The organism is Neisseria sp. DTU_2020_1000833_1_SI_GRL_NUU_006, from assembly GCA_032388755.1.
In the GTDB taxonomy this organism is placed as follows: Bacteria; Pseudomonadota; Gammaproteobacteria; order Burkholderiales; family Neisseriaceae; genus Neisseria; species Neisseria sicca_C.
The window spans coordinates 754,796-781,224 of record CP135593.1 but is presented as its reverse complement, the minus strand read 5'-3'; the positions used below and the strand labels follow the sequence as shown (position 1 = coordinate 781,224).

Annotated in this window: 21 protein-coding genes and 1 pseudogene; 5 read left to right on the top strand and 17 right to left on the bottom strand. The window is 51.5% G+C overall.

The features are described 5' to 3' along the window. Window positions 1-83 precede the first annotated feature (83 nt). A complete protein-coding gene (trxA, locus tag RSJ68_03795) occupies window positions 84-416 on the bottom strand; it encodes a thioredoxin TrxA (protein WNU97861.1) in 333 nt (110 codons plus the stop codon). Window positions 417-566: 150 nt separating this feature from the next. Beyond that, a complete protein-coding gene (locus tag RSJ68_03790; protein ID WNU97860.1) occupies window positions 567-2,114 on the bottom strand; it encodes a dipeptide ABC transporter ATP-binding protein in 1,548 nt (515 codons plus the stop codon). Here RSJ68_03790 and RSJ68_03785 point away from each other — a divergent pair. Beyond that, a complete protein-coding gene (locus tag RSJ68_03785; protein WNU97859.1) occupies window positions 2,101-2,265 on the top strand; it encodes a hypothetical protein in 165 nt (54 codons plus the stop codon). The two genes, RSJ68_03790 and RSJ68_03785, sit on opposite strands and share 14 nt — an antisense overlap. Window positions 2,266-2,301: 36 nt before the next feature. Here the strand turns inward: RSJ68_03785 and RSJ68_03780 are convergent, their stop codons facing one another. The 8 genes and pseudogenes from RSJ68_03780 to RSJ68_03745 all read right to left on the bottom strand — a co-directional run bounded on the left by RSJ68_03780 (window position 2,302) and on the right by RSJ68_03745 (window position 9,102). Further along, window positions 2,302-3,843, bottom strand: a complete 1,542-nt coding sequence (locus RSJ68_03780; protein ID WNU97858.1) for a fatty acid--CoA ligase — start codon at window positions 3,841-3,843, stop codon at window positions 2,302-2,304. 154 nt (window positions 3,844-3,997) lie between these two features. Further along, entirely contained in the window at window positions 3,998-5,020 is a 1,023-nt protein-coding gene (locus tag RSJ68_03775) for an ABC transporter permease (protein ID WNU97857.1), read from the bottom strand. 30 nt (window positions 5,021-5,050) lie between these two features. Beyond that, window positions 5,051-5,434 carry a type II toxin-antitoxin system death-on-curing family toxin gene (locus tag RSJ68_03770; protein WNU97856.1) on the bottom strand — a complete coding sequence of 128 codons (384 nt, stop codon included), beginning with the start codon at window positions 5,432-5,434 and terminating at the stop codon, window positions 5,051-5,053. Next, window positions 5,431-5,607 (bottom strand): hypothetical protein, encoded by a 177-nt coding sequence (locus tag RSJ68_03765; protein ID WNU97855.1) that lies wholly within the window; start codon window positions 5,605-5,607, stop codon window positions 5,431-5,433. The genes RSJ68_03770 and RSJ68_03765 overlap by 4 nt, the downstream gene beginning before the upstream one ends. Before the next feature lie 35 nt (window positions 5,608-5,642). Further along, window positions 5,643-6,695 carry an ABC transporter permease subunit gene (locus RSJ68_03760; GenBank protein WNU97854.1) on the bottom strand — a complete coding sequence of 351 codons (1,053 nt, stop codon included), beginning with the start codon at window positions 6,693-6,695 and terminating at the stop codon, window positions 5,643-5,645. A gap of 90 nt (window positions 6,696-6,785) precedes the next feature. Continuing rightward, window positions 6,786-7,556, bottom strand: a pseudogene (locus tag RSJ68_03755) (phospholipase D family protein). A gap of 152 nt (window positions 7,557-7,708) precedes the next feature. Then, window positions 7,709-8,638, bottom strand: coding sequence for a GTP-binding protein (locus tag RSJ68_03750; protein ID WNU97853.1), 930 nt, complete (start codon window positions 8,636-8,638; stop codon window positions 7,709-7,711). Continuing rightward, window positions 8,626-9,102: a Fur family transcriptional regulator gene (locus RSJ68_03745; protein ID WNU97852.1), complete on the bottom strand. Its 477-nt coding sequence runs from the start codon at window positions 9,100-9,102 to the stop codon at window positions 8,626-8,628. The genes RSJ68_03750 and RSJ68_03745 overlap by 13 nt, the downstream gene beginning before the upstream one ends. Before the next feature lie 474 nt (window positions 9,103-9,576). Here RSJ68_03745 and RSJ68_03740 point away from each other — a divergent pair, with 474 nt between their 5' ends. Continuing rightward, window positions 9,577-11,043, top strand: coding sequence for a DUF3360 family protein (locus tag RSJ68_03740; protein WNU97851.1), 1,467 nt, complete (start codon window positions 9,577-9,579; stop codon window positions 11,041-11,043). Window positions 11,044-11,255: 212 nt separating this feature from the next. Here RSJ68_03740 and RSJ68_03735 read toward each other — a convergent pair whose 3' ends face one another. From RSJ68_03735 to RSJ68_03710, 6 genes are all read right to left on the bottom strand, one after another. Further along, window positions 11,256-12,569 (bottom strand): hemolysin family protein, encoded by a 1,314-nt coding sequence (locus RSJ68_03735; GenBank protein WNU97850.1) that lies wholly within the window; start codon window positions 12,567-12,569, stop codon window positions 11,256-11,258. 289 nt (window positions 12,570-12,858) lie between these two features. Beyond that, window positions 12,859-13,785 carry a hypothetical protein gene (locus tag RSJ68_03730; protein ID WNU97849.1) on the bottom strand — a complete coding sequence of 309 codons (927 nt, stop codon included), beginning with the start codon at window positions 13,783-13,785 and terminating at the stop codon, window positions 12,859-12,861. Between the two features lie 136 nt (window positions 13,786-13,921). Further along, window positions 13,922-15,094 carry an NYN domain-containing protein gene (locus RSJ68_03725; GenBank protein ID WNU97848.1) on the bottom strand — a complete coding sequence of 391 codons (1,173 nt, stop codon included), beginning with the start codon at window positions 15,092-15,094 and terminating at the stop codon, window positions 13,922-13,924. Between the two features lie 67 nt (window positions 15,095-15,161). Further along, complete coding sequence (locus RSJ68_03720; protein WNU97847.1) at window positions 15,162-16,148, bottom strand: malate dehydrogenase; 987 nt, start codon at window positions 16,146-16,148, stop codon at window positions 15,162-15,164. A gap of 139 nt (window positions 16,149-16,287) precedes the next feature. Then, on the bottom strand, window positions 16,288-17,655 hold the full coding sequence (locus RSJ68_03715) for an FAD-binding oxidoreductase (GenBank protein WNU97846.1): 1,368 nt from the start codon (window positions 17,653-17,655) through the stop codon (window positions 16,288-16,290). A 134-nt stretch (window positions 17,656-17,789) separates the two neighbouring features. Beyond that, on the bottom strand, window positions 17,790-18,104 hold the full coding sequence (locus RSJ68_03710; GenBank protein ID WNU97845.1) for a hypothetical protein: 315 nt from the start codon (window positions 18,102-18,104) through the stop codon (window positions 17,790-17,792). A gap of 573 nt (window positions 18,105-18,677) precedes the next feature. On the opposite strand from RSJ68_03710, the gene RSJ68_03705 reads away from it, so the two are divergent. Continuing rightward, window positions 18,678-19,157, top strand: coding sequence for a peptidylprolyl isomerase (locus RSJ68_03705; protein WNU97844.1), 480 nt, complete (start codon window positions 18,678-18,680; stop codon window positions 19,155-19,157). Window positions 19,158-19,432: 275 nt separating this feature from the next. After that, a complete protein-coding gene (gene glgB, locus RSJ68_03700; protein ID WNU97843.1) occupies window positions 19,433-23,743 on the top strand; it encodes a 1,4-alpha-glucan branching protein GlgB in 4,311 nt (1,436 codons plus the stop codon). Between the two features lie 247 nt (window positions 23,744-23,990). Here the strand turns inward: glgB and RSJ68_03695 are convergent, their stop codons facing one another. Continuing rightward, window positions 23,991-24,683: a VIT family protein gene (locus RSJ68_03695; protein WNU97842.1), complete on the bottom strand. Its 693-nt coding sequence runs from the start codon at window positions 24,681-24,683 to the stop codon at window positions 23,991-23,993. A gap of 188 nt (window positions 24,684-24,871) precedes the next feature. Between RSJ68_03695 and RSJ68_03690 the strand changes: the two genes are divergently transcribed. Then, window positions 24,872-26,299, top strand: a complete 1,428-nt coding sequence (locus RSJ68_03690; protein ID WNU98340.1) for an acyl-CoA dehydrogenase family protein — start codon at window positions 24,872-24,874, stop codon at window positions 26,297-26,299. Window positions 26,300-26,429: the final 130 nt, after the last annotated feature.

Sequence of the window (26,429 nt, the reverse complement as noted above, 5' to 3'; positions counted from 1 at the left end):
CTGTTTTCTAGTTCGGGGAAAAGGGAAATTATAGCAAAAAGGTCGTCTGAAAATTTTCAGACGACCTTTTGCGTTGTTGAAACTTAAGCCAAAGAAGCGTTTACAAATGCGGTCAACTGACCTTTTGCCAAAGCACCAACTTTGGTGGCGACGTTTTCGCCGTTTTTAAACACCATCAGCGTCGGAATACCGCGCACGCCGAATTTGGCGGGGGTGGCTTCGTTTTCGTCGATGTTGAGTTTGACGACTTTCAGACGACCTTCAAATTCGGCGGCGATGTCGTCCAAGATCGGAGCGATCATTTTGCAAGGGCCGCACCAAGGTGCCCAGAAGTCCAGCAATACGGGAACGTCGGATTTCAAAACGTCTTGTTCGAAATTTGCATCAGTAGTGTGGATAATCAGTTCGCTGCTCATGAGTTTTTCCTTTTTGTGTCAAATTGAATCAGATGTTGTGCAGGATAGGGCTTGGTGCTGAAAATTTCAAGTGTCGCCAAAGTGTAATAGTTTTTTTGTAAGGCCGCCATCGCGATTGGCTAATGTTTTTCAGACGACCTATCCGACAGTTCAGCCTGCCCTGAAGCTCATCAGATGGCGCGTGTAATCGCTGGAAGGGTTGGCGAATACGGTTTCGCAGCCGCCCTCTTCGACGATTTTTCCGTCTTTCAACACCATCACGCGGTGCGACAGGGCGCGGATGACGGCGAGGTCGTGGCTGATGATGATGAGGCTGAGACCGTGTTTTTTCTGCAAATCGGCGAGCAGCTCCAGAATCTGTTGCTGCCATTGTACGTCGAGCGCGCTGGTGGGTTCGTCCAAAACGAGGATTTTCGGGCGGACGATGATGGCGCGGGCGATGGCGAGCCGCTGGCGTTGTCCGCCGGAAAAAGCGTGCGGATAGCGTTCGAGCGCGTCTTCGGGCAGTCCGACCTGCCGCAATACGTCTTGCACGCGCTGCCGCATTTCTGCGCGGGACAAATCGGGTTCGTGAACGCGCAGGGCTTCGGAAACGATATTAAAGACGTTCATGCGCGGGTTGAATGCGCCGAACGGGTCTTGAAACACCATTTGGATGTCGCGTCTCGATTCGCGTGTCCAGGCTTCGCCGTTGATTTTCAGACGACCTTCCGCATCGATAAGGTGCATCACGGCTTTTGCCAGCGTGGTTTTGCCGCAGCCGCTTTCGCCGATGATGCCCAGCGTTTCGCCCGCTTTCAAATCGAAGGAAACCGGCTCCAGCAGGGTTTTGCTGCGTTTTTTGAACCAGCCCGCCGTTTCTTTGACGGCAACGGAAAGCTGCTCCGCCTGCAAGACGGTGGCGGGATTGTCCGCCAAAGGGACGACCTTGCGCGCGGCACCGGCGTTCAACAGCATTTGCGTGTATTCGTGTTGCGGACGTGCGAACACTTCCGCCGCTGCGCCCGTTTCGACAATTCGTCCGCCGCGCATCACGGCGACATCGTCTGCAAAGCGGCGGACAAGGTTCAGGTCGTGGGTGATGTAGAGCATGGTCATGTTGTGCGCCTGCTGTAAGCGCGCCAACAAATCGAGAATCTGCGCCTGTACGGCGACATCCAAGGCGGTGGTCGGTTCGTCGGCAATCAAGAGCTTGGGTTCGGCGGCAACCGCCATCGCAATCATCGCCCGCTGCCGCTGCCCGCCGGAAAGCTGGAAGGGATAGGCAAAGGCTTTCTGCTCCGGCTCACGGATGCCGGTTTCCGTCAAGAGTTCGACCGCCCTCGCCCATGCCTGTTTTTTGTCCAAACCCAGATGCAGGGTCAACACTTCGGCAATCTGCGCACCGACGCGCATCACGGGGTTAAGCGCGGTCATCGGTTCTTGAAACACCATGCCGATTTCCCGCCCGCGCAGCTTTTGCAGGGCACGCTCGGATTGGGTCAGCAAATCGTTGCTGCAAAATTTCAGACGGCCTTCAAACGACACCAGCGGATTCAGCCGCATAATGCCCTGCGCCAACACGGTTTTACCGCTGCCGCTCTCGCCGACCAATGCCAGTTTCCTGCCGGTCTGTACGGTCAGGCTGACATCGTGCAGGACTTGCTTGCCGGGGAAAAAGGCGTTTAGGTTTTCAATTTCAAGGATGGGTTTCGTCATGGTATCGAGGTCGTCTGAAAACGGTTGGAATCAAATCGGCAATACCCGCCGCACGGGCAGAAATCTTTACGAAGCAATAAGCCAATATCTAATGATGAACAAGAAACGCGCCCAGCAAACATCGGCTTTCTGCTTTTCAGACGACCTCTGATTCAAACCCGCAAACCGAGGTCGTCTGAACGCTTAATTATTTCTGAAACTGCTCTTTCAACACCCGTTTCAACACTTTGCCCGTGGCGTTTTTCGGCAGTTCGTCTTTAAAGTAAATCTGTTTGGGGATTTTGAAATTCGCCAAATGTCGGCGCAAATGGGCGCGCACGTCGGCTTCGTCCAACGTTTCGCCGTCTTTGAGTTGGATAAAGGCGATGATTTCTTCGTCGGCGTATTGGTCTTTCACGCCGATGACGGCTGCGGCTTCGACGGCGTCGAGTTTGTAAATCGCCTCTTCGATTTCACGCGGATAAACGTTTTGCCCTTTGGAAATAATCAGGTCTTTTTTGCGGTCGACGATAAAGATAAAGCCGTCTTCGTCTATCGTGACAAAATCGCCTGTTTTCAGCCAGCCGTTGACGATGGCTTCGTCCGTGGCATCGCGCATATTCAGGTAGCCCTGCATGACCGAACCGCCTTTGACGATAAGTTCGCCCACTTCGCCCGTCGGCACTTCGACCAATTCGTCGTTGACGGCTTTGACTTCCAATCCGGGCAAGGCGATGCCGACGCTGCGGGCTTTTTGCCTTTCGGGCGTGTTGACGGCGACGACAGGCGAGCATTCGCTCAAACCGTAGCCTTCCAAAAGCTTGGCACGCGGGAACTTCGCTTTAAAATCAAGGATGGTTTGTTCCGCCAAAGGCGCGCCGCCGCTGATAAACAGACGGACGCGGTTGAACCATCTGAAATACCAAGGGATTTTCGCCTTGCTCATGGCGGTGTAAATCGCGGGTACACCCAAAAACACGGTCGCGCGTTTGAATAAAACCTGTTTCAAAACGTTGGAGAACGGGAAAACGGATTTCACCAAAATAATCGAACACGCCATATAAATCGGCAGCAATACCATAGCCGTCAGCGTAAAGCTGTGGAACATTGGCAGGAACACGACAAAGCGGTCGCGTTTGGAAATCTTAAAAATGCGCTCGATGCCCTCAAGGTTGGAAAACAGGTTGCCATAGCTGATTAATGCGCCTTTGGGATGACCTGTTGTGCCGGAAGTGTAAATAATATGCGCCAAATCATCGATTTTCGGTTGGCGGCTTAAATCGGGCATACCCGAAAAACGGCGCGCTTCTTCAAAACGCACATCGACTTCGTCCGCCGCTTTCGCCTCGCCTATCCAAATGATTTTTTCAACACGGGTCTGTTTTTTCAGCCCCTTCAATTCTTTCTGCAAACCTGCCGAAGCAAACATAAACCGCGCTTTGCAATCGTTCAAAATATACGCGTATTCGTTGTTTTTCAAAAACGTATTCATCGGTACGGCAACCGCGCCGATGGCGGAGACGGCAAAATAGGCGCTGATAAACTCCGGCGAATTGGATACCGCCAAAGCCACTTTGTCGCCGAATTTGACACCCATATTTTGCAGATATGCGGCTACGGCATCGACTTCCTGCTTGAGTGCGTGGTAGGTGGTTTTTTCTTTGTCGTTGAACACCGCAGTACCTTTGCCGTTTTTACGGCAGGCAGCGGACAGCATTTCGTAGAAATTTGTGTTGTGTGTTTGATTCATTGTAATTCTTCAAAAATTAAGTGAGTAAAATATTTTTGCGGTCGCGCCCATAAACAGGTTTTTCGCCCTGAAAACAAGCATCGGCCTGAAAAGCCATCTATATAGCAGGAAAATGAACTATCGGCTATTTTTTATTCATCCGCAATACGGAAAATCATCCCCTAGCGCGCACGTCAAACGCCTGACGCAAGCCCTCGCCTATCATCACCAGCAAAAGCAGCATAATCGTCAGCGTACCGACGGTGGACAAGCCTATCCACCAAGCGTCTAAGTTGTCCTTGCCCTGCGCCAAGAGTTCGCCCAAGCTCGCCTGCGACGCGGGAACGCCCAAACCGAGGAAATCCAAACTAGTCAGCGCAAGCACCGCGCCGGAGATACGGAAAGGCAGAAATGCCAATACGGGCGTCAGGCTGTTGGGCAGGATGTGCCGCCACATAATCGCGCGGTTACCCACGCCCATCGAACGCGCCGCCAAAACGTAATCCGCCTGACGGTTTTTCAAAAACTCGGCGCGGACGTAGTCGGACAGCCCCATCCAACCAAACAGCGACAGCAACACCAGCAAAATCAACAAACTGGGATTAAAAAACGAAGACAGGATAATCAGCAGGTAAAGCTCCGGCATCCCGCCCCAGATTTCGATAAAACGCTGCATCAAAAGGTCGGTCTTGCCGCCGAAATAACCCTGCACCGCGCCGGTAATCACGCCGATTACGGTCGTTACCAAAGTCAGCGCAAGGGCGAACAGCAGAGAATCTCGGAATCCGTAAACCAAACGCGCCAAGACATCGCGACCGCGGTCGTCCGTGCCGAGCAAGTGCCTTTCGGACGGACTTGCAGGGTCGGGCTGCGTGTCGAAATCATTGAGCGTATCAGCGTCGTAGGGATTGGGCAGATAAACGGCGTAATTACCGTTTGACGTGATGTTGCCGCGTATCAGCGGGTCGAGGTAATCGGCAGGCGTGTCGAAATCGCCGCCGAACACGGTTTCGTTGTATTCATTTACCAGCGGAAAATAATATTCGCCCTGATAACGTATCCACAACGGCTTGTCATTGCTCCACAAAGGCGCAAGCAGCGCAACGGCGAACAAAACGGCTAAAACCCGCAACGCGAACCAGCCGCGTTTGTGTTGCTTGAAGGCCTGCCAAGTGGGGTTTGAGGTGTGTGTTTTCATAATTGGGTTGCACAAAGGTCGTTTGAATATTCAAATCATTAAATGATAAAGAAATTCTGCCACTTTCTCGGCTAACGTTTCATGTGGCAATTTACTCTCCACAATATCGACCATCAAATCATCCAAACCAGTATTATATTGAATATCAATGCCTTGAATTTCCAAAAATGTCAGCATTACTGCCAATCCGGTACGCTTGTTTCCATCAACAAAAGCATGACCTTTTGCCAAAGCTACGCCATACCATGCTGCTATCTCAAAAGCATTATCAATTTGATTGTAATAAATTTGCTGGTCAACTCTGCCTAAAACACTTTCCAAGCGTCCTAAATCGACCCCTGTTTTACCTACTTTGGTTTGATACAGGATTTCATCATGTACAAAAATAACAAAATTCGTATTTATATTATTCATTTATAAGCCAACTTTTCCAATTCTGACTTATGCGCGGCAATTACGCGCTTTGCGCTATGCATGACCAACCGTTTGGTTGCTTCATCATCCTGCAATTCCATACGGACTACTTTTGCACCATCGTTTTTATGTTCGCGGCTTTCTTCAGAAATATCTTTTAAACGTTTAATCATATTTAACTCCATAATTCTTTAAGTTTTCAGACGACCTATTTCTGTCCGCCGAAATGAATGCGCGGATCGACCCACGAATAAGAAATATCCGACACCAATTTCGCCAGCAAACCCATCAGCGTGAACACATACAGCGTCCCCATCACCACCGGATAATCGCGCTTCATCACCGCCTCGTAGGAAAGCAGCCCCAGCCCGTCGAGCGAGAACAAGGTTTCAATCAGCAGGCTGCCGGTGAAAAACGCACCGATAAAGGCAGCGGGGAAGCCGGTAATCAGCGGAATCATCGCGTTGCGGAAAACGTGTTTCCACAAAATCTGCTTTTCCGGCAAACCCTTGGCGCGGGCGGTATAAACATATTGGCGGCGGATTTCTTCAAGAAACACGTTTTTCGTCAACACCGTCGTTACCGCCAGACTGCCCGCCACCGAAGCCGTAATCGGCAGCGCCATGTGCCACAGATAATCCTTGATTTTGCCCGCCCACGACAACGTGTCGAAATCATCGCCGACCAAACCACCCTGCGGGAACCACGCAAAAAAGCTGCCACCGCCGAACAACACCAGCAGCACCAAACCCAACACAAACGGCGGTATGGTATAACCGACCAGCACCACCATCCCCGTTACCGCGTCAAAACGGCTGCCGTCGCGCACCGCCTTGGCAATGCCCAACGGAATACAAATCAGATAAGTCAGGAAAAACGTCCACAAGCCCAAGCTCATCGACACCGGCATTTTCTGTTTGACCAGCTCGAACACGGTTTCATGATGGAAAAAACTGTTGCCCAAATCAAAACGGGCAAACCGCCACACCATATCCGCAAACCGCGTCAGCGGCGGCTTGTCGAAACCGTACAGCGCATTCAACGCCGCCAAATCTTCCGGGCTGATGCGGTTGCCGTTTTTCATGATATTGCCCGCCGTCGCATTCGCCGTCTCGCCGCTGACCGCACCATGCGTCAACTGCTGCACCATCTGCTCCACCGGCCCGCCCGGCACGAATTGGATAACGGCAAAAGTAATCGCCAAAATCCCCAACAGCGTGGGGATTAAGAGTAATAGGCGGTGGAGGATGTAACGGTACATGCTTGGGTATTCCTCTATTTGGGTTTGAAGGTCGTCTGAAAAGTACGGATTGCTTTCAGACGACCTATACTTTTAATACTTGTAAAAAATTTAACTGATAAGCCAGCTAATAAACCTATCCAGCAAATCTTTCTGATTATTGCCAGCCGCTTCGACCATTTCCAATGTCAAACTATCCGACCACACAATAAAATATCCGTAACGTCCTTTTTTGATAAGTGCACCGGCTTTCTTACCTGTATCTGTCAAACGGTAGAACTTACCGTCTATTTCCTGCAAACCTGCATGACACAGTTTCGCATTGCATTCTTCCGTCGTTACTCCCCATTTTTCTGCCAGCTTAGCGACAGTTAATGTATCGTATTTTTTAGCAATTTCTGCATTTTGACTTTTCTACGCCACTTGCTCTTTTTCTACGACGTCAACTGAAATTTTAACTTCATCGCTAATACGGATAATACGCTGCGCTTCGCTATAAGCATCTTGATAGACTTCTCCATCTTCACTACGCTTCAGTAAGATACCCATTTCATTATTATTTATTTGGCTGAATTCATATAAATTCAGGCTTGTAATAATGCAAGCATCTTCGCTGACATAACATTTTGCGTGAAGATTCGGACAATAGCTTGTACGAACATAATTTAAATTTTTCAACCAGGCTGCCTCTGAAGGCTGCAATTCACTTTTACCATATACAATCCGCACATCAATTTTCATGCGGTCTTTGTCTTCTAAAAGCTCTTTTACCCTATCGTTTAATTTTAGATAAGGACTGATCAAATAAAGCCGTTCCTGTGCATTTTTAATTAATTCTTCCAAGTAATACGTTGTACCGCTGGTATTTAAAAATTTTGCCATTTTCTTCTTTCCTGCAATGTCTATTTAATTTGTTCGCGGGCAAAGCCCACGCTACACAGTTGCTTTATATTCTTCTGACAATTGAAACAATAGACTTCACTATCGCTTAGGTCGTCTGAAAATTGCTGCGGCAAACTTTCAGACGACCTCCCTTATTTTTCTAAAGCCTCTTGCAGTTTCTTTTCAATCAAATCCGCATCAAACGATTTGGCAATCAGCTCGAAGCGCGAATCGCGGCGCCATGAGACTTGGTTGGCACCCCATTGCCCGTCCACCCAGTTGAGCCACACCCATGTGCCAAGCACTTGGAACACGCCTTTGGCGCGGACGAGGCCGTCTGTGAATTTGGGCAGGTCGTTGAAGAAGTTGGTCAGCTTTTCGCCGTCGAAATCGCGTCCGGCGGGGAAAGTGAAACCTTGCGACTGGAAGCCCATGGTGTTGTCCGGCAGGGCTTTGAGGCGGTAGCGTGATTTTTCGATGACGGGAATGTCGAGCCATTGGATGTCGAGTTGTGCGTTTTGGACTTCAACCACTTTGGCTTTGGGCGGGAACAGTTTTGCCGCTTTGTCGTGAAATTCGGCAAGCTGTTCGGGGGTGCATAAATCGGTTTTGCTGGCGACCAATACGTCGCAGATGCCGATTTGGTCTTTATACAACGCCTGCTGCGCGTAATCAGGGTTGATGAACTGGCGCGGATCGACGACGGTAAAGACGGCGCCGATTTCCAAAAGGCTGTCCAGCGGTTTGGCTTTCAATTCGTCGATGACGCTGGCGGCGTGCGCCAGTCCGCTTGCCTCAATCATCAGGCGGTCGGGTTTGGCATCGCGCAGCATTTTCTGTACGGTTACGCCCATTTGCGGGCCGGCGGTGCAACACAAACAGCCGCCGGCGATTTCTGCCACGGGGATGCCGTTGTCGCTCAATACCGCTCCGTCAATGCCGATTTCGCCAAACTCGTTGACGATGATGACCCATTTTTCGTTCGGGTCTTTCTGCTCCATCAGGCTTTTGAGCGCGGTGGTTTTGCCTGTTCCCAGAAAACCTGAAATCAGGTGGACTTTGGTTTTTTTCACTTCTGACATTTTTTACAGATTCCAGTTAAAACAACGTGTTCTTCTTTCAGCGCAAAGCCGCTTTCGGCAACGCCTGCGCACAGTGCCGCCCATTCGTGGCTCAGGGTTTGCTCGTCCGCCGTGCCGCATTCGGTGCAGACCAAAATAAATGCGCTGTGGTGCGCTTCGGCTTCTTCGTGGTCGTGGCAATGGTCGTCGCACTCGTGCTGCGCGTGGCTGCACAAAATATAGCCGTTGACCGCCGCCACTTTGTGCAAAACGCCCTGCTCCGCCCAAAAATCAAGGGCGCGGTAGGCCGTCGGCGGCGCAACCACGCCCTCGCTTTGCTGCTGCATCTGCGACAAGACGTTGTAGGCTTTAATCACGCCGCTTTGCTGCAAAACGATATCGAGCACCTGCTCGCGCAAAGCGGTTACCTGTACGCCGTCACGGCGTGCCTGTTCGAGGATTTTTTGTTTGATTGCGTGTTTCATAAAGGCTTTCAGACGACCTTAATATTCTGAACGGAGAGGATTACATTATAACGTGTTTCCGTTTGGTTTAAACTGCTGTTGTTTTCAGGAGCGAAAAACATGGGGAAACCCTTGGAAACAGCGAATAATAATCCTCCTTCAAAATCCAAATACCTAAAAATAAACCTGTCATTTTACCGAGAGGAATGACTCTTCCCCTTTGTATCTGTTTGGAGGATTAAAAATTTCAAAACAAAGATCGTCTGAAGTTTCAGGCGACCTTTTTTTGTTGTTTTTCCAACTTATTCATACCAAAACGAAAATTTTTACTTGTACCGGATAATTTGTGTGTTAGTATCCAAAAACTAAATTGTTGACAACACAGCCCGATTCCGACTACCGGTTTTGCCGTGTATAGCCGCTTTCGGAGCGGATATAAAAAGTCGGACGGCGATTGCCGACAAAACCAAAAACAAGTCGACCAAAGGAGAAATTATGAACCACGACACATCATATTCCGGCATGCACAAGCCGTCGTCGGACTTTGAAAGCCGTGAGGCGTATTTGGAACACGAGCTGCAAATCATGCAGCCCAAACGCTGGCGGCTCAATCTGCCGTTTCGCGATTACCGCTTCGAACCCGAAGACCTGATTCCTGCTGTGGCGGGAACGATTGGCAAGGTGGTGATGGTCAGCGCAGTGGCGGCGGCGTTTGCCGTGCCGTTGGGTCTGCCCGACACCTTTCTGCCGCAAAACGTCCGTTACGAGCTGCTGATTGCTTCAATCTTCATCCTGCTGCTTTCCGGCCTCTTTCTTCCCACTTCCAACTTACCCGGTACGCACGGACCGCTGATTCCGCTGATTCCTATCGTCGTTGCCGCAGGCGGCCATCCGCTGGCTTTCGGTTTGTTGATTGGTGTGTTCGGCTTCTTGTTGGGCATTACCAAGGGCGGCAGCCTGATGGCGAAACTGACGAGCAACGGCGTATGCGGCGGGCTGCTGCTGTATCTGGGCTTCGTCGGTACGACCGGACAGGTCAAGAAACTTTTTGAATGGGCAGGCGGTTTTGACAAAAGCTACATTGCCTTCATCGTGATCATCGGCACCATCTTGCTCTATGCGCTGCTGGAACATTGGCGCAAGCGTTGGCTTGCCGTCCCGTTGGGCTGTGTGCTGGCAGGCTTTACCGCCTATCTTTTGGGTGCGCCGTTTTCCTTCCAAACCGCTCCTGGCCTGCCGCCCATGAGTCCTGCCTACTGGTGGGGTGAAAATACCGGCTGGATGATGGGTTTACCGACGATGGACAGCTTTTTGGTCGTATTCCCCTTTGCCGTACTCGCCGTTGCCATGTGGTCGCCTGATTTCTTAGGGCATCAAGTGTTCCAAAAAATCAGCTATCCCGAGCGATCCGAAAAAGCCTTGATGAACATCGACGACACCATGTTCACCTGTTCCGTCCGCCAAGTCGCAGGCTCGGTATTGGGCGGCGCGAATTTTACCTCTTCATGGGGAACCTACATCGTTCCCGCCTCTATCGCCAAACGACCGATTCCCGCAGGCGCGATACTGACTGCCTTGTTCTGTATCATTGCATCCGTCTGGGGCTATCCCATGGATTTGGCGATTTGGCAGCCTGTATTGAGCGTTGCGCTGATTGTCGGCGTCTATGTTCCGCTTTTGGAAGCCGGCATGGAAATGACGCGCAAGGGTAAAACCACCCAGTCCGCCGCCATCGTTGTGTTCTCTTCCGCACTGGTCAACCCTGTTTTCGGCTGGTCGCTGACCATGCTTTTGGACAACTTGGGCTTAATCGGATGCAAAGAACGCAGCGCGGAACTCGGGTTTATGGGTCGCGTCGTCGTACCTACCGTCGGCTTTGTTATTCTCTGCGCAGCAATGGGCGCAGTAGGCATGCTGCCCGGTATTCCCGCCTTCCTCGAGCAGTTTAGAAATCTGCATTAACAAAGTAGTGCCAGCGTTTCAGACGACTTTTTTAGAACTAGAGGTCGTCTGAAAACCGCGAATTTCGGATAAATCGTATAATCGGCATTGGTTTGGGTTTTAAAATAAGCTTTGAAATAAAAGGTCGTCTGAAAAACTGATTTTCAGACGACCTTTCGTTATTTGAGATATTAAGACAATAGATTTGGTAACGCTATTTCAGAAAAAAGTTTTTAGCAACTTACCGGCTGGCTGGCTACGTCTTCCCCTTGTTTAGACACCAAAAGCTGGTCGATTTTCAGATTTTCGGTGTCGATGATTTCAAATTTATAGCCCGCGTAAACCAAAAAATCGGTGCGTTTTGGAATTTTGCGCAGGGAATACATCATAAAGCCGGCGATGGTTTCGTAGTTTTCCGAATGGGGAAATTCCTCAATGTCCAACGCGCGCATTACATCGGCGAGCGGGGTCGCGCCGTCCACCAGCCAAGTATCTTCGGTGCGGCGGATGATTTGCGGCTCTTCTTCGGTATTGACCAGCTCGCCCATGACGATGCTCATCACGTCTTTCAACGTCACCACGCCGACCACCAGCGCGTATTCGTTCACCACCACGGCAAAGTCTTCGCCGGAAGTTTTGAAGGTTTCCAATACATCGTAAAGCGACAGTGTGTCGGGGATGAACAAGGCTTTGCGCAACACGCGCTTGTCGGTCAGGCGGACGTCTTTTTCTTTTAAAAACAAGGTCAGCAGCGTGTGTGATTCGATGTAGCCGATGACGCGTTCCAAATCGCCATCGCACACCAAGAATTTGTTGTGCGGTTTTTCCGACATGATTTCCAACACGGTATCGCTGCCGTCGTTCTTATCGAAATAGGCGATGTATTCGCGCGTGCTCATGGTGGAAGTCACCTTGCGCGCCTGCATGTCGAAAATATTTTCAATCAGGTAGTGTTCCTGCTCTTTCAATACGCCCGCCTGTGCGCCCGCATCGACGACGGCGTAAATGTCTTCCGAGGTCAGCTGCTCTTGGCGGACGGTGGAAATTTTGAAGAGTTTGAATATCGCGTTCGCCAGTCCGTCAAATGTCCAAACGAAAGGCTTTAGGATAAAAATCAAAAACATCATCGGCCGCACGATGCGCACCGCCACCGCTTCGGGATGGGTCATCGCTATGCGTTTGGGCATCAGGTCGGCAATCAGGATGAAGCTGCCCGTGACCAGCGCGAACGTCAGCAGCGACGCGGCGGTACTGCCCCAACTGCCCGCGTTTGCCAACAAACCGCCAAAATAAGGGCGCACCGCCGCTTCGCCGACGATACCGGCGAGAATGGCAACGGCGTTCAAACCGATTTGGACGACGGTGATGAAACTGCCCGGCTGCTGCTGCATATTGAGCACGTCGAGCGCGCGCGTGTCGCCGCCGTCTTTTGCCATGACTTGCAATTTGATTTTGCGCGCCGAGGCGAGCGCGAGTTCGGAACAGGAAACGAATGCGCTGATGACGATCAGCAGGACCAATAATAATAAGGCTTCGAGAATATTCATGAAAAACGGTGTGTGTGGCAAACAGAGGACATTTTAGCATTAAAGGTCGTCTGAACGACGAATCGCCCCTTGTGGTTGGATGGGGCGTCCAACTTTGGGAGCGGTTCAGGTTTCAGACGACCTTTTGCCTTTTGGCTGCGGTTACATAAAAAACGTAGCGGCAAATAACGGGTTTATTTGCCCAGCAGTTCGATGCTGCAAGCTACTTTGCCGACACGCATTTCGGCTGTGCCCGAACAGCGCCTGTAGACCAATTTTTGCGGCTCGTTACTCGTCATGCTGATAGTCCTTAAGATATGTTTTTAGTTTTTTCAACTGAGTTTTGAGGTTGATTTGTATCGCTTTGTTTAGGCACTAAAATTAGCTCGATTTTTAGATTTTCAGGGTCTTTGAGTTTAACCTCATATTCATCATTAACCCAAACAAAGGAATGCGTAATAAGGTCGGCAATAGTTTCCTGTTTTTTTGAGTTAGGAAGCTTCAGTTGGCGAATTACGTCTTCTAGAGGTGTGGTACCGCTTACCTCACAGGGAGTTGTTTTTTTGTTATTAGGGAGGTTCTGCGACGAGGATTTTCTTTTTGATCGTTTTATTGGTTCTTCTATGAACACAGTGCTTATACTCTTCAAGAATATTGAAACAAAGAAATATATTGATGCAATTACCCAAAAGATAACTAAATCCTTATTGCTTATTTCTTCTATTTCCTCTTTGTTTAGGTTAAAAAATTGGGGGAACCAATATAAAAGTGTAACAAAAAATGCTAACAATAGTATCACCGAGCCAGTATTTGCTATTGTAGAAGCAGTTCTTTTAAATATAAGATGGCTGCCAAACTTGATATGAATTTTTTTTAATTTATCTATTTTACTAGGATTTTCGTCACTTATTGTTTTATTATCGGTATTGTTTATTATAGTTGATTGTTTTTCTTTTTTAATTATTTTATTAAAAAGAATAGGAAGAGTGGTGGATAGAATGGTTAGAATAAGAAAGAATATTATCGCTGATAAAATATAAGTATTTAATTTTGGGATAAATTCATCACTTGGTATAATGTGGTTGACAAGAATATCTATGAATCTTTCTTGTGATGATCTTCTTGATAACAAAGTGGTTATTACTGCGGTTAATCCAAGTAATAAGGTTTGCATACCATATTCTGAAAAATCATTCCGTAAGGTTTTAAAAAATTCTTTGCGTTTGGAATTGGGCATTTTACTATCTATCCTTTTAAATTATTTATTAATAACCTATTAATAGGTTAAGGTCGTCTGAAAACGGTTTTGAGGTTTTCAGACGACCTCTGTGGATTGTGGGCGGCAGATTATCCTTGTCCTTCAAATCTATGGCTTAGCCTTTGGCGGTAAAGCGTTTGTTAATGCGCAGGCGTTCGCCTCGGCCGGCTTTTTTGATTTCCAGCCAGTCGGTGTAGATGGCGTGGATGAGGTGGTTTATGGTTTCAAAGCCGTATTGCTGCGGGTCGGTGCCTTGTGCGGCGAGTTGCTTCGATACGTCGCTCAAACGCGCCCAGCCTTGTTCGTCGGCGTGGGTGTCGACTGCCTGCTGTACGGTAGGGATAACGCGGGTAACGGGCAGTTTGCTGCTTTTGGCGGCGGGTTCGGGTTTGGCGGGTGTCGGTTGCGCGGTGTCTGCCGCAGGGCTTGGTGCGGTATTTTCGTTTTTGGTTGGGTTGGTTTTTTTGCCGCGCGTTTTGCGTTTTTGCGCGGCGTTGGGGTCGTCTGAAACGGTTTCTCCTGCCTGATGGGTTGCCACCGGGTTTTCAGACGACCTCTCTGTCGGCTTGTCGGCGGATTTGCGGCGGCGGACTTGGAGTTGGTTGTTGTCGGTGCGGTGTTCGAAGATGTCGAAGGATTTGATGAGGTCGGAGAGTTTGCCGTAGCCGTACAGCCTTGAGTCGAAATCGGGATTGATTTTGCTGATGTAGCTGCCGATGGGGCCGAGGTTTGCCCAGCCGAGGTCGTCGGCGTTTTCGCGCACGGCGCGTTTGAGCAGGGACAGCGCGTCTGGGGCGGCGGCAGGGGTGTTTTTGCCGCTGTTTTTCTCTTTTTCTTGGCGTTGTTTTTCGGGACGGAAGATTTCGGTGTAGATGAATTTGTCGCAGGCTTTGCGGAAGGCTTCGGGCGTTTTCTTTTCGCCGAAACCATACACGGTCAGCCCGCTTTCGCGCAGGCGGCTTGCCAGGCGGGTGAAGTCGGAATCGCTGGATACGATGCAGAAGCCGTCGAAATTGCCGCTGTACAGTAAGTCCATCGCGTCGATAACCAACGCCATATCGGTGGCGTTTTTGCCTTTGGTGTAGGCGAATTGTTGGACGGGGATGATGGCGTGGGGCAGGAGGGCGGCTTTCCATTTGGAAAGGCCGTGGCTCCAGTCGCCGTAGATGCGTTTGACGCTGGCGATGCCGTATTTGGCAACTTCTTCGAGCAGTCGGTCGATGATGTCGGCGGGGGCGTTGTCGGCGTCGATGAGGACGGCGAGTTTTTTGTTGGCCAATGTGGTCATGGGGACTCCGTGGTATTCATGTCAGTCGAGGTCGTCTGAAAACCGGTTTTCAGACGACCTCGATCTTTTAAAGCATATCTTGTATGGCGGCGCGTTCTTCTTCCAGCTCCGCCAGTGTCGCGGCGATGCGTTGGCGGCTGAATTCATCCGACAAGTCCAAGCCTTGGACGATGCGGTAGCTGCCTGCGTCGCAAATAACGGGGAAACCGAAAATCAAACCTTCGGGGATGCCGTAAGAGCCGTCGGAGGGGACGCCCATCGTTATCCATTTGCCGCTGCTGCCGAGCAGCCAGTCGCGCAGGTGGTAGATGGCGGCATTCGCAGCGGAGGCGGCGGACGACGAACCGCGCGCGGCGATGATGGCGGCACCGCGTCCGGCGATTTTCGGCATGAAGACTTCGGTGTTCCAATCGGGTTCGGTAATCATGTCTTTGACGGACTCGCCATTGCTGGTGGCGTAGCGGTAGTCGGCGTACATGGTCGGGCTGTGGTTGCCCCAGACGCACATTTGCTCGATGGAAGGAATCGGGCGGTTGATTTTCTCGGCGACTTGGCTGACGGCGCGGTGGTGGTCGAGACGCATCAGGGCGGTGAAGTTTTCCGGGGGGATGTCGGGCGCGGACTTCATGGCGATGTAGGCGTTGGTGTTGGCGGGGTTGCCGACGACGAGGACTTTGACGTCGCGATGGGCAACTTTGTTCAACGCCGCGCCTTGTATTTTGAAAATTTCGGCATTGGCGTGCAGCAGGTCGGCGCGTTCCATGCCTTGCGTACGCGGGCGCGCACCGATCAAGAGGGCGATGTCGGCATCTTTGAAGGCGACTTCGGGGTCGTCTGTGGCAAAGATGTCGGCAAGGAGCGGGAAAGCGCAATCCTGCATTTCCATAATCACGCCGCGCAATGCCTGTTGCGCCTGTGGCAGGTCGAGCAGTTGCAGGATAACGGGTTGGTCGCGTCCGAGCATAATGCCGCCGGCGATACGGAACAGGGTCGCATAGGCAATTTGCCCTGCAGCACCGGTAACGGCGATGCGGACGGGAGGCTTGAGTGTCATGTTTTTCCTTTTGAAGTCGTTGTTTTACTTGGTTTGCGGATTATAACAGCATTGAGTATTAGAGAATGAAAAGGTCGTCTGAAACTGGGAATAGATTTTCAGACGACCTTTTCGATTTTGGCAAATACTGAAATATTGCTTACGGCAGGAGTTTGCCCGGATTCATTATGTTGTGCGGATCAAGCTGGGCTTTGATGGCGCGCATCAGGGCGATTTCGGACGGAGTGCGGACGCTGGGGAGCCAGTGTTTTTTGATGGTGCCGATACCGTGTTCCGCCGCGATGGTACCGTGGCAGGCGAGGATGTGTTCATAGACGATGGTGTTGACGGCATCTTCGTAGCAGTAGGCTTCGTTGCTCAAGACGTCGGGCAGGAAGGTGTTGTAATGCAGGCTGCCGTCGCCCAAATGTCCGAAGCAGACAATTTGTATACCCGGAAAACGGGCTTCCAAGGCGGGGGCGCATTGACGGACAAAGGCGGCGACTTGGGCAATCGGGACAGCGATGTCGTGTTTGATGCTGGTGCCGAGCTTGCGCTGGGAGGCGGAAATGTTTTCACGCAGCGTCCACAGGTCGAGGCGCTCTTGTTCGGATTGCGCGATGATGCTGTTTTCTTGGCCGTTTTGATAGAGAAACTCGGCAAGTTTTTCGTCGAGCGCGGCATCGGGAACGGAGTCGGTCAGTTCGAGCAGGACGTGCCAGTTTGCATCGGTCGGCTGTTTGAGATGACTGAACTCGGAAGACAATGCCAAAGCATAGCGGCTGATCAGCTCGAAACTGGTGAGGCGTTCGGCAAAATGCCCTTGTACGGCTGTTAAAAGCTGTACGGCAGATTCGATGTCATCCAAACCTACCCATGCGGTCGCTATGGTTTGCGGACGGGCGAAGAGTTTGAGCGTAGCGGCGGTGATAATGCCGAGCGTGCCTTCGCTGCCGATAAAGAGGTGGCGCAGGTCGTAACCGGTGGTATTTTTGTGCAGCGGTTGGAGATGGGAAACAAGTTCGCCATTAGGCAGGACGACTTCCAAACCCAATACCAAGTCGCGCATACTGCCGTAGCGTAAAACGTTTAATCCGCCGGCGTTGCAGGCGATGTTGCCGCCGATTTCGCACGAGCCTTCGCTGGCAAGGCTGAGGGGAAACAGTCTGCCCGCTTCGGATGCCGCTTTTTGGACGTTTTGCAGGATTACGCCTGCTTCGACGGTGATGCTGTTGTCGGCAAGGTTGATTTCGCGGATGCGGTGGATTTTGGAAAGGTTGAGCAGTACGCCGCCGGAAGCTACCGCTGCGCCGCACAAACCGGTATTGCCGCCCTGCGGGGTAACGGGGATACGGTGTTCAAAACAAAACCGCATGATTTCTTGTACATTTTCTATGGAATGCGGTTGCAAGATGATGTCCGGTTCGGAAACAAAGCGGCGGCGCTGGTCGTTTAACAAGGCCGGAGTGGCTTCGAGGATTTCGGCAGGGGAAAGGAATTCAAGAAAACAGTCGTACAGATTGGGCATAACGGGCAGCAGGATGGTTTGTGTGTGTACGGAAGATTATATAGCGGATAAGGGAGGCGAAAAACGGTAAAGGTCGTCTGAAAAACAAAAAAGCAGGATACAATCCGTATCCTGCTTTCTTAACTGTAAAAATATTATTTTGCAGCAGAAGCGGTAGCGGCTGCAGCAGAAGCAGCGTCTTGAGCCGCTTCTGCGGCGTTATGTGCAGCAGATGCAGCGGCGTTATGTGCAGCGGATGCAGCGGCAGCTTCAGTGGCAGATTCAGTAACAGCAGCTTCGGTAGCGGCAGATGCAGCAGCAGATGCAGCCTCGGTAGCGGCAACAGCGGCATCAGAAGCAGCTTCAGATGCGGCAACAGCAGCATCAGAAGCTGCTTCGGTTGCAGTTTTTTGACCGCAAGCGGCAAGAGCCAAAGAGAACAGAGCAGCAGCAATCAGGGATTTTTTCATTTTGAGAACCTTCTTTAAATCGATTTAAACAAAAAACAGAACAATTGAAACGGTATTAATCCGTTCCATTTAGAGTAAAAATTCATTGCTGAATTTCCTGCATTATGCCCGACAGGGTGGATCGGTGCAACGGTACAGATGAATTAGTATTTTTTTAGTAACTTCTAATCAATACCTGATGTTCTAAAGTGGGGGATAGAACTAATCAGCACAGATGGTCGCTAAAGATGTATTCGAGATAAACATCAACTTAAAAATTTATTTATTTCATGCATTTATATCTAAATAAATCAGGCATTTCTGCCAGTTCGGATCCTTGGTCGCAATATTCAAAACTCATTAAGCATAAGAACGACAGTTGTAAAAAAGCGACACTCATTTAAATATTATCAAAATTTACGTTTTTGTGTTATCTTAGTTAATATTTGTATTGTTATATTTTATAATGTTAATTTTTGAATATTACTATAAATTTCCGTGTAGGTCGGTAGTGTGATAAAATATTTAGGATTTGTTGGCAGAGGGTTGTCAATAAAGCCTGTTTTGATAAACAGTCATGATTAAGGATGAAAAATGGCTATTGAAAAAAATTCCGTGGTTTCGCTTCACTATGAAATGTATGATGCGGACAACCAATTGCTGGACAAAACCGAAGAACCCATCGTCTATCTGCACGGCGGATACGATGGCATTTTCCCTTTGGTGGAAGAAGCTTTGCACGAAAAAAACGTCGGTGATACCGTTGAAGTCGCGCTGTCTCCCGATGATGCGTTCGGCGAACAGGATTCAAATCTGGTGCGTATCGAAGATGTCGACGCATTTCCCGTCGATGTCGAAGTCGGCATGATGTTCGAAGCCGATGATCCTGAAACCGGCGATGTCTTGGTTTATCGCGTAACCGATGTAGCAGACGGCAAAGCCGTAGTAGACGGCAACCATCCGCTTGCCGGCATGAAAATCTTGTTCAAAGCGACAGTTGACGGCGTGCGCGATGCGACTGAAGAAGAAATCGTACACGGCCACGTTCACGGTCCGCACGGTCATCATCACTAATTAATCTAATTTGAAACAATAAAAGGTCGTCTGAAAACAGGATTGGGTTTCTGTTTTCAGACGACCTTTTTATATCCTGCAAACCCATACCCAAATATAGATGAAACATTCCGACAACCATCAAAATTGAGCTGCCCCCATCGCCTAAAAATTTTGGGATAAGTCAAACTAAGCAGGGAAATTCTGGTCTGAACGTTTGTTTTCTCTGAATTATAGGAAACATTCAATCTTATTTATATTAAGATTCGGTTTATTGTAAACAGGCGAATTGTGTCATGAGCGAACATTTGGAAGAGCAGGCTGCAGGCTTGGGTATTGATTTGGGTTTCCACGACATCGGTGGAATTTATCATGCGGCCAAGCCCGAGGTTTTGGAAGGGATTATTAAGGCTTTGCAGCAGGACGGTTTTTCAGACGACCTTTATGCGGATACTTTGGTCGCGCATGAAAACGGTCGGGAGTCTTTGCGACTGCCTTCCGAGTTTCATGGCGCGGCTGAAATTTGCTTGGAAGACGAAGCAGGCGGACGGCAGGTTTTGCCGTTGAACCATGGCGAAGACGGCGTGCTTTGGGTTGCGCTGCCGGCTTTGGCTTGCGGCTATTACACTTTGTCTGCGGAAGTGGAAGGCAACGTCCGCAAGGTGCGGCTGGTGGTTGCGCCGCAGTCGGTTTATCAGCCGAAAATGCTGGAACACGGTTTGCGCATGAACGGGCTGACGACGCATTTGTACAGCCTGCGTTCGCAACGGAACTGGGGCATCGGGGATTTTACCGATTTGCTGGATTTGATGGCGTTTGCGGCGGATAAGCAACTGGATTTCGTCGGCATCAATCCGCTGCACGCGCTTTTCAGTGCCAAACCTGCTTTTGCCAGCCCGTACAGCCCGTCTTCGCGCGAATGGCTCAATCCGATTTATCTGGATGTGGAGAAGGTCGGCGCGTTCTCCTATAACGAAAAGCTGAAAAACTGGCTCAAGCAGCCGAATATCTGCCAGCGCATTGCGGCGTTGCGGATTACGGAAACCGTCGCTTATACGGCGGTTTGGGCGTTCAAGCGCGATGCTTTGCAGAGGGCGTTTGACGCGTTTGAAAACGACGGATGCGAAGCCGCCGAACAAGAGCGGGCGGCATTTGACGCCTTTGTCGAAGAGCGCGGAGAGGCTTTGGAAGGCTTCGGTTTGTTTGAGGCGTTGGATCAGTATTACAACCGCTCCGGCGAAGTGGGTTGGCTGTCTTGGCCGTCGGAGTTTCATGATCCGCATGGCGAGGCGGTTCAACGATTTGCACAGGGTCATCGCCGCGAAATCCGTTTTTATATGTGGCTGCAATGGCTTTGCGCGGAGCAGTTGCGCGAAGTGAACGAGGCGGCTGCGGCGCGCGGCGTGAAGCTGGGGATTTACGGCGATTTGGCGGTCGGCGTGGCACGCGGCAGCGCGGACACTTGGCTCAACCGCGCCGATTACTGCATGGATATGGCGGTCGGTGCGCCGCCCGATCCGTTCAGCCCGACAGGGCAAAACTGGGATTTGCCGCCGCTCAATCCGATGATGTTGAAGCACACGGGTTATGAGAAGTTCGTCCGACTGTTGCGTGAAAATATGCGGCTTTACGGCATCTTGCGCATTGATCATGTGATGGCTTTGTGCCGTCTGTGGTGGGTTGCGGGCGAGACGGCGGACTTTGGCGCGTATGTGCATTACGACGCAGATGTGATGTTTGCCATCCTGGCTTTGGAAAGCCGGCGGAACCAATGCGTCGTTATCGGCGAGGATTTGGGAACGGTACCCGACCAAGCGCGGTATTTGCTGAACCGCTATCAGGTGTTTTCTTATAAGGTCGTGTATTTCAGCAAAGGCTGGCACGGCTTTGAGTTGCCCGAAGAATATCCCGAACAGGCGATTACGGTGGTCAGTACGCACGATGTCGCACCCTTGGCAGGCTATTGGACGGGCAAGGATTTGGATTTGATGTTCCGCTTGGGTACGATTCCCGATGCGGAAACTTTTCAGACGACCTTGGAAGCGCGCGAACACGACAAGGCGGATTTGTTCGATAAGTTGAAACACGCAGGCTGCCTGCCTTCCGATGCCGAGATGTCGTCTGAAATTGATGAAACGCTGTTAACCGCCTTGCACCGGTATGCCGCCATGAGCCGCAGCAAACTGTATGCGGTGCAACTGGAAAACCTGCTGGGCATGAGCGACAACCTGAATGTGCCGGGCGTTTCCGAGGGTTATCCCAACTGGGCGCGCAAAATGCCCGTCGCGCTTGAAGATTTTCCCCACAACCGCCTGATGGGCGGCCAACTTGCCATGATTGGAGAGGTACGCATGAAGAAAAACAGCCGGATGAAGCCTTATCACGAGCTTGACCAAGTCGAACGCGACACGGTCGAAAGCCTGTTTCTTGCCACCCACAGCGATTTGTTCGCCTATTTGGGACGACACCGCCTTGCCGAAGGCGACGAGGTCGTGCGGACCCTGATTCCGAACGCTTCGGGCGTGGATATTGTCAACCGAGAAAGCGGCGAGGTGATTACGTCGTCTGAAAAAGTCGATGAACGCGGATTCTTCGTTGCCGTGCTGCCCGAAGGCGCGCCCGACTATGCTTTGAACGTCCGTTATACCGAAGATGCCGAGCCTGTGCGCGAAGAAGACCCATACCGCTTCGGCTCCGCCCTGAAAGATATGGATTCTTGGTTGCTGGCGGAAGGCAAACACCTGCGTCCGTATGAAACTTTGGGCGCGCATTTTGCCGAAGTGGACGGCGTGAAAGGTGTGAGCTTTGCCGTATGGGCGCCGAACGCGCAGCGCGTGTCCGTCATCGGTGAATTCAACCACTGGGACGGCCGCCGCCACGTCATGCGTTTCCACCGCGACAACGGCATTTGGGACATCTTCATCCCCGCCGTCAAACTCAACGCCCTCTACAAATTTGAAATCCGCGATGCCAACGGCGATGTGCGGCAAAAAACCGACCCGTATGCCTTCGGCGCAGAGTTGCGTCCGAATACCGCATCTGTCGTGCGCGGTTTGCCGGAAAAAGTGGACACACCCGACTTCCGCGCCCGCGCCAATGCCATTGACGCGCCCATCAGTATTTATGAAGTGCATTTGGGTTCGTGGAAACGCAATCCTGAAAACAACTTCTGGCTGACTTACGAACAGCTTGCCAAAGAATTGGTCGCATACGTCAAAGACATGGGCTTCACCCATATCGAATTCCTGCCCGTTTCCGAATACCCGTTTGACGGCTCGTGGGGCTATCAGGCGACCGGATTGTATGCGCCGACCAGCCGTTTCGGTTCGCCCGACGAGTTGCGCGCCCTGATTAAAGCCGCCCACGACGAAGGCATCGGCGTCATCCTCGACTGGGTGGTCGGACACTTCCCGACCGACGACCACGGGCTTGCCAAGTTTGACGGCACCGCGCTGTACGAACACGCCGACCCGCGCGAAGGCTACCATCAAGACTGGAATACCCTGATTTACAACTTCGGCAGGAACGAAGTCAAAAATTTCCTGCAAGGTAATGCCTTGTATTGGATAGAGCGTTTCGGTTTCGACGGCATCCGCGTGGACGCAGTCGCCTCCATGATTTACCGCAACTACTCGCGCAAAGACGGCGAATGGATACCCAACCAATACGGCGGCCATGAAAACCTCGAGGCCATCGCCTTCCTGCGCGATACCAACACCATGCTGAAAGAGGTTGTCCCCTCCGCCACCGAAATCGCCGAAGAATCCACCTCGTTCGCCAACGTAACCCGCCAAGAAGGCTTGAACTTCAGTTACAAATGGAACATGGGCTGGATGAACGACACCTTGCGCTACATGATGGAAGACCCCATCAACCGCAAATACCACCACAACAAAATGACCTTCGGCATGATGTACCAATACAGCGAAAACTTCGTCCTGCCGCTCTCGCACGACGAAGTCGTACACGGCAAACGCTCGCTGCTCGGACGGATGCCCGGCGACTGCTGGCAGCAATTCGCCAACCTGCGCGCCTACTACGGCTTCATGTACGGTTTCCCCGGCAAAAAACTCCTGTTTATGGGCAACGAGTTCGCGCAAGGCAGAGAGTGGAACTACAACGAAGGACTGGATTGGTTCCTGCTCGACCAAGAAGGCGGCTGGCACAAAGGCGTACAAAACTTCGTGCGCGATTTGAACCGCGTCTATAAAGACACCGCGCCGCTTTACCAGCTTGACCAATGGCCGGAAGGCTTCGAATGGCTGGTCGCCGACGACGGCAACAATTCCGTCTTCGTCTTCGAACGCCGGGACCGCGAAGGCAACCGCGTCATCGTCATCAGCAACTTCACGCCCGTCGTCCACGACAGCTACCGCTTCGGCGTGAACGAAGCCGGCGAATACCGCGAAATCCTCAATTCAGACGACCCCGGTTACAACGGCAGCGGCGTATCCGCCGGACAAACCCTGCAAACCGAAGAAATCTGGTCGCACGGCAGACCCAACTCGCTCGCCGTCAAAGTACCGCCGCTGGCAACGGTTTACCTCTACAAAGCCGCCGAGCCAAGCGCAACGGAGGCAGCCGAGCAGGCAGAAGGCGAAGCCTAAGCTTGAACTGAACTTGTTTTTTGAACGCAGAAAGACAGGTTCAAACCAACCGCTTTGTCTGTTTCAGACGACCTTTTGAGATGAAGGGGTCGTCTGAAATTTTTCGGGATAGCGGATAAAGTTCGATATGCCTGATGACATTAGTTTTGACTGGTAAGGGATGTTGTGTGAAGACAAACGGATATAACAAAAGGTCGTCTGAAAATACTTTCCTCTTCATTGAGGCTGAGTTTTCAGACGACCTTGTTCAAACCGCTACTCCCGCCAGTTTGCCGATAAAGCCGGTAACGGCCAACGCCGCCACACCCCACAGGCACACGCGCAAGACGGCGGGGGCGACAGGTGCGCCACCGAGTTTGGCAGAAGCGTAACCCAGCGCGGCGAGTCCGAACAAAGTGGTTGCCGCCAGCGTAGGGATCAGGGCGGCGGGAGCGGTCAGCGCGATCAGCAGCGGCAGTATCGCGCCGGCGCAGAACGAACCGGCGGAGGCAAGCGCGGCCTGCATGGGCTTGGCGGCGGAGGTTTCGGTGATGCCGATTTCGTCGCGGGCATGGGCGGAGAGCGCGTCGTGTTCCATCAATGCTTGCGCGACTTCGGCGGCAAGTGCGTCGGACAAACCGCGGCGGCGGTAAATTTCGGTCAGTTCTGCCAGTTCGGCATCGGGATTGGCTTCCAATTCGTGGCGTTCTTTGTGCAAATCGGCTTTTTCCGTGTCCGACTGGCTGGATACGGAAACATATTCACCCGCCGCCATCGAGACCGCGCCGCCGATCAGGGCGGAAACGCCCGTCAGCAGCAGGGTTTGGAAATCGGGGGCGGCAGCCGCGACGCCGGTCAGCAGTGAGGCGGTGGAAATCAGGCCGTCGTTCGCGCCCAATACGCTCGCGCGCAGCCAGTTGTTGCGGTTGCTGAAATGGCGTTCGCTGTGTTGTGAATACATGGCAGTGTTCCGGCGGTGTTTTGCGTTATGGTAGCACCGTATCGGTTTGTCGGGGCGGCGTAATCATGCGTTTGCACGCTGAAAATCCGTCCACACTTGATAATCATTGTCGCTTAAACGGGTTTGTGGTATAAATCCTAGAAATTTAGCTCTAAACTCTAATAACCGTCGATTAACCGAGAATCATGATGACACACACCGAATCAAGCGCGCAGCCGTCAACTATGGACACGGCTGCTTTTTTAAAGCATATCGAATCCGCATTCCGCCGCATTTTTTCAGACGACCTCAATCTCATGCAATACCTGCCCGAAGACAAATGGCTTGCCTTGAAGCAGGCGGGTTTGCTGTTGCCCTTCCTCGACAAAAAACATGGCGGCCGCAAGGGCAGCCAGTTTGAAATCCAAGAAGTCCTGCGGATTGCGGGGCATTACGGCGTGCCCGTTACCCTGCGTACCGGCATCGAAGGTGCGCTGGTGTTGCAGCCTCTGCAAGAGTTTGGCGACGAAGCGCAAGTCGCGCAAGGTTTGGACATGGTTTTCAAAGGCGAGGGTGGTGGTTTGGGTATTACCGAACCCGAAACCTCCGGCGCGGCGATTGCCCGCGAAATGCAGTCCTACTACGAATACATCGACGAACAAACGATTTACGTCAACGCCGCGAAATATTGGCAGGGCAACTCGCAAAGCGACTTTCTCCTCGTTGCCGCCAAAGAGCGCAAAAACGGCAAACTCTCCAAAGTCATCAACCTGCTGCTCGTTCCCAAGCAATACATCCGCTACGAAGCCCTCGCATCCGAAGGCCTGCGCGCCGTCCGTTACGCCGTCAACCGCATTGATGCCGAAATGCCCGCTGCCGCCGTCATGAAACTCTCGCAGAGCGATGCCGCCGGTTTGCGCGCGTTCCAAAACATCTTTATCCGCAGCCGCCTGCAACTGATCGGCATGACGCACGGCATCATGGAATACATCCTTGACAACCTGAACCGATACGTCCGCCACGACATCAAATTTGTCGATTACGAACGCCGCGAAATCCAACGCCGCCATCAGGTTTCCGAGATTCTTTACCGCTACGTCTGCCATTGCGTTTCGCCCGTTGCCCCCGTCGCCCATCAGCTGATGGAGGCAAACATCATCAAAACCCTCGCCACGGAATACACTTACGCCGCCGCGCAAATGTTGCAAAAACTCTTGGGCGCGAAGGGGTTTGAACGCGGACACACCGCCAGCAATATCGCTATCGACATCCGCCCCTTCACCATCTTCGAAGGTCCGAACGATATGCTTTATGCCGAAATTTACGACCAGTTCGTCCGCGCCACCGCCGAAGAAAAAGAAGCAGGCATTAAATTGGACAAAAACCAAACCCTGCTCGACCGCCTGCAAACCGACGCCCGCTTTGCCGCCGTTGCGCGCGACTACACTTTACCCGAAGACATCCGCAACTTCCTGCAGGAACGCACCCTGACCGACGCCTGCGCCTTGCAAAAAGTCTTCATCGGCAAAATCATCGCCCGACTCTTCGCCTTCGTACAAGCGGAACACGAAGACACCGCAGCCTTCCTGTTGAACGACATCCGCAAAGACATATTGGACTGCCGATATTGCGGTTGATGGTTTAAGGCAGAGAGGTCGTCTGAAATCGGTTTTCAGACGACCTAGGGCGGATTTTCATATTTTCAATTCAAAAGCAGCTTTGTTACGAAAATCAAATGAATCAAGTAATTTAGTCATGTTCATTGAC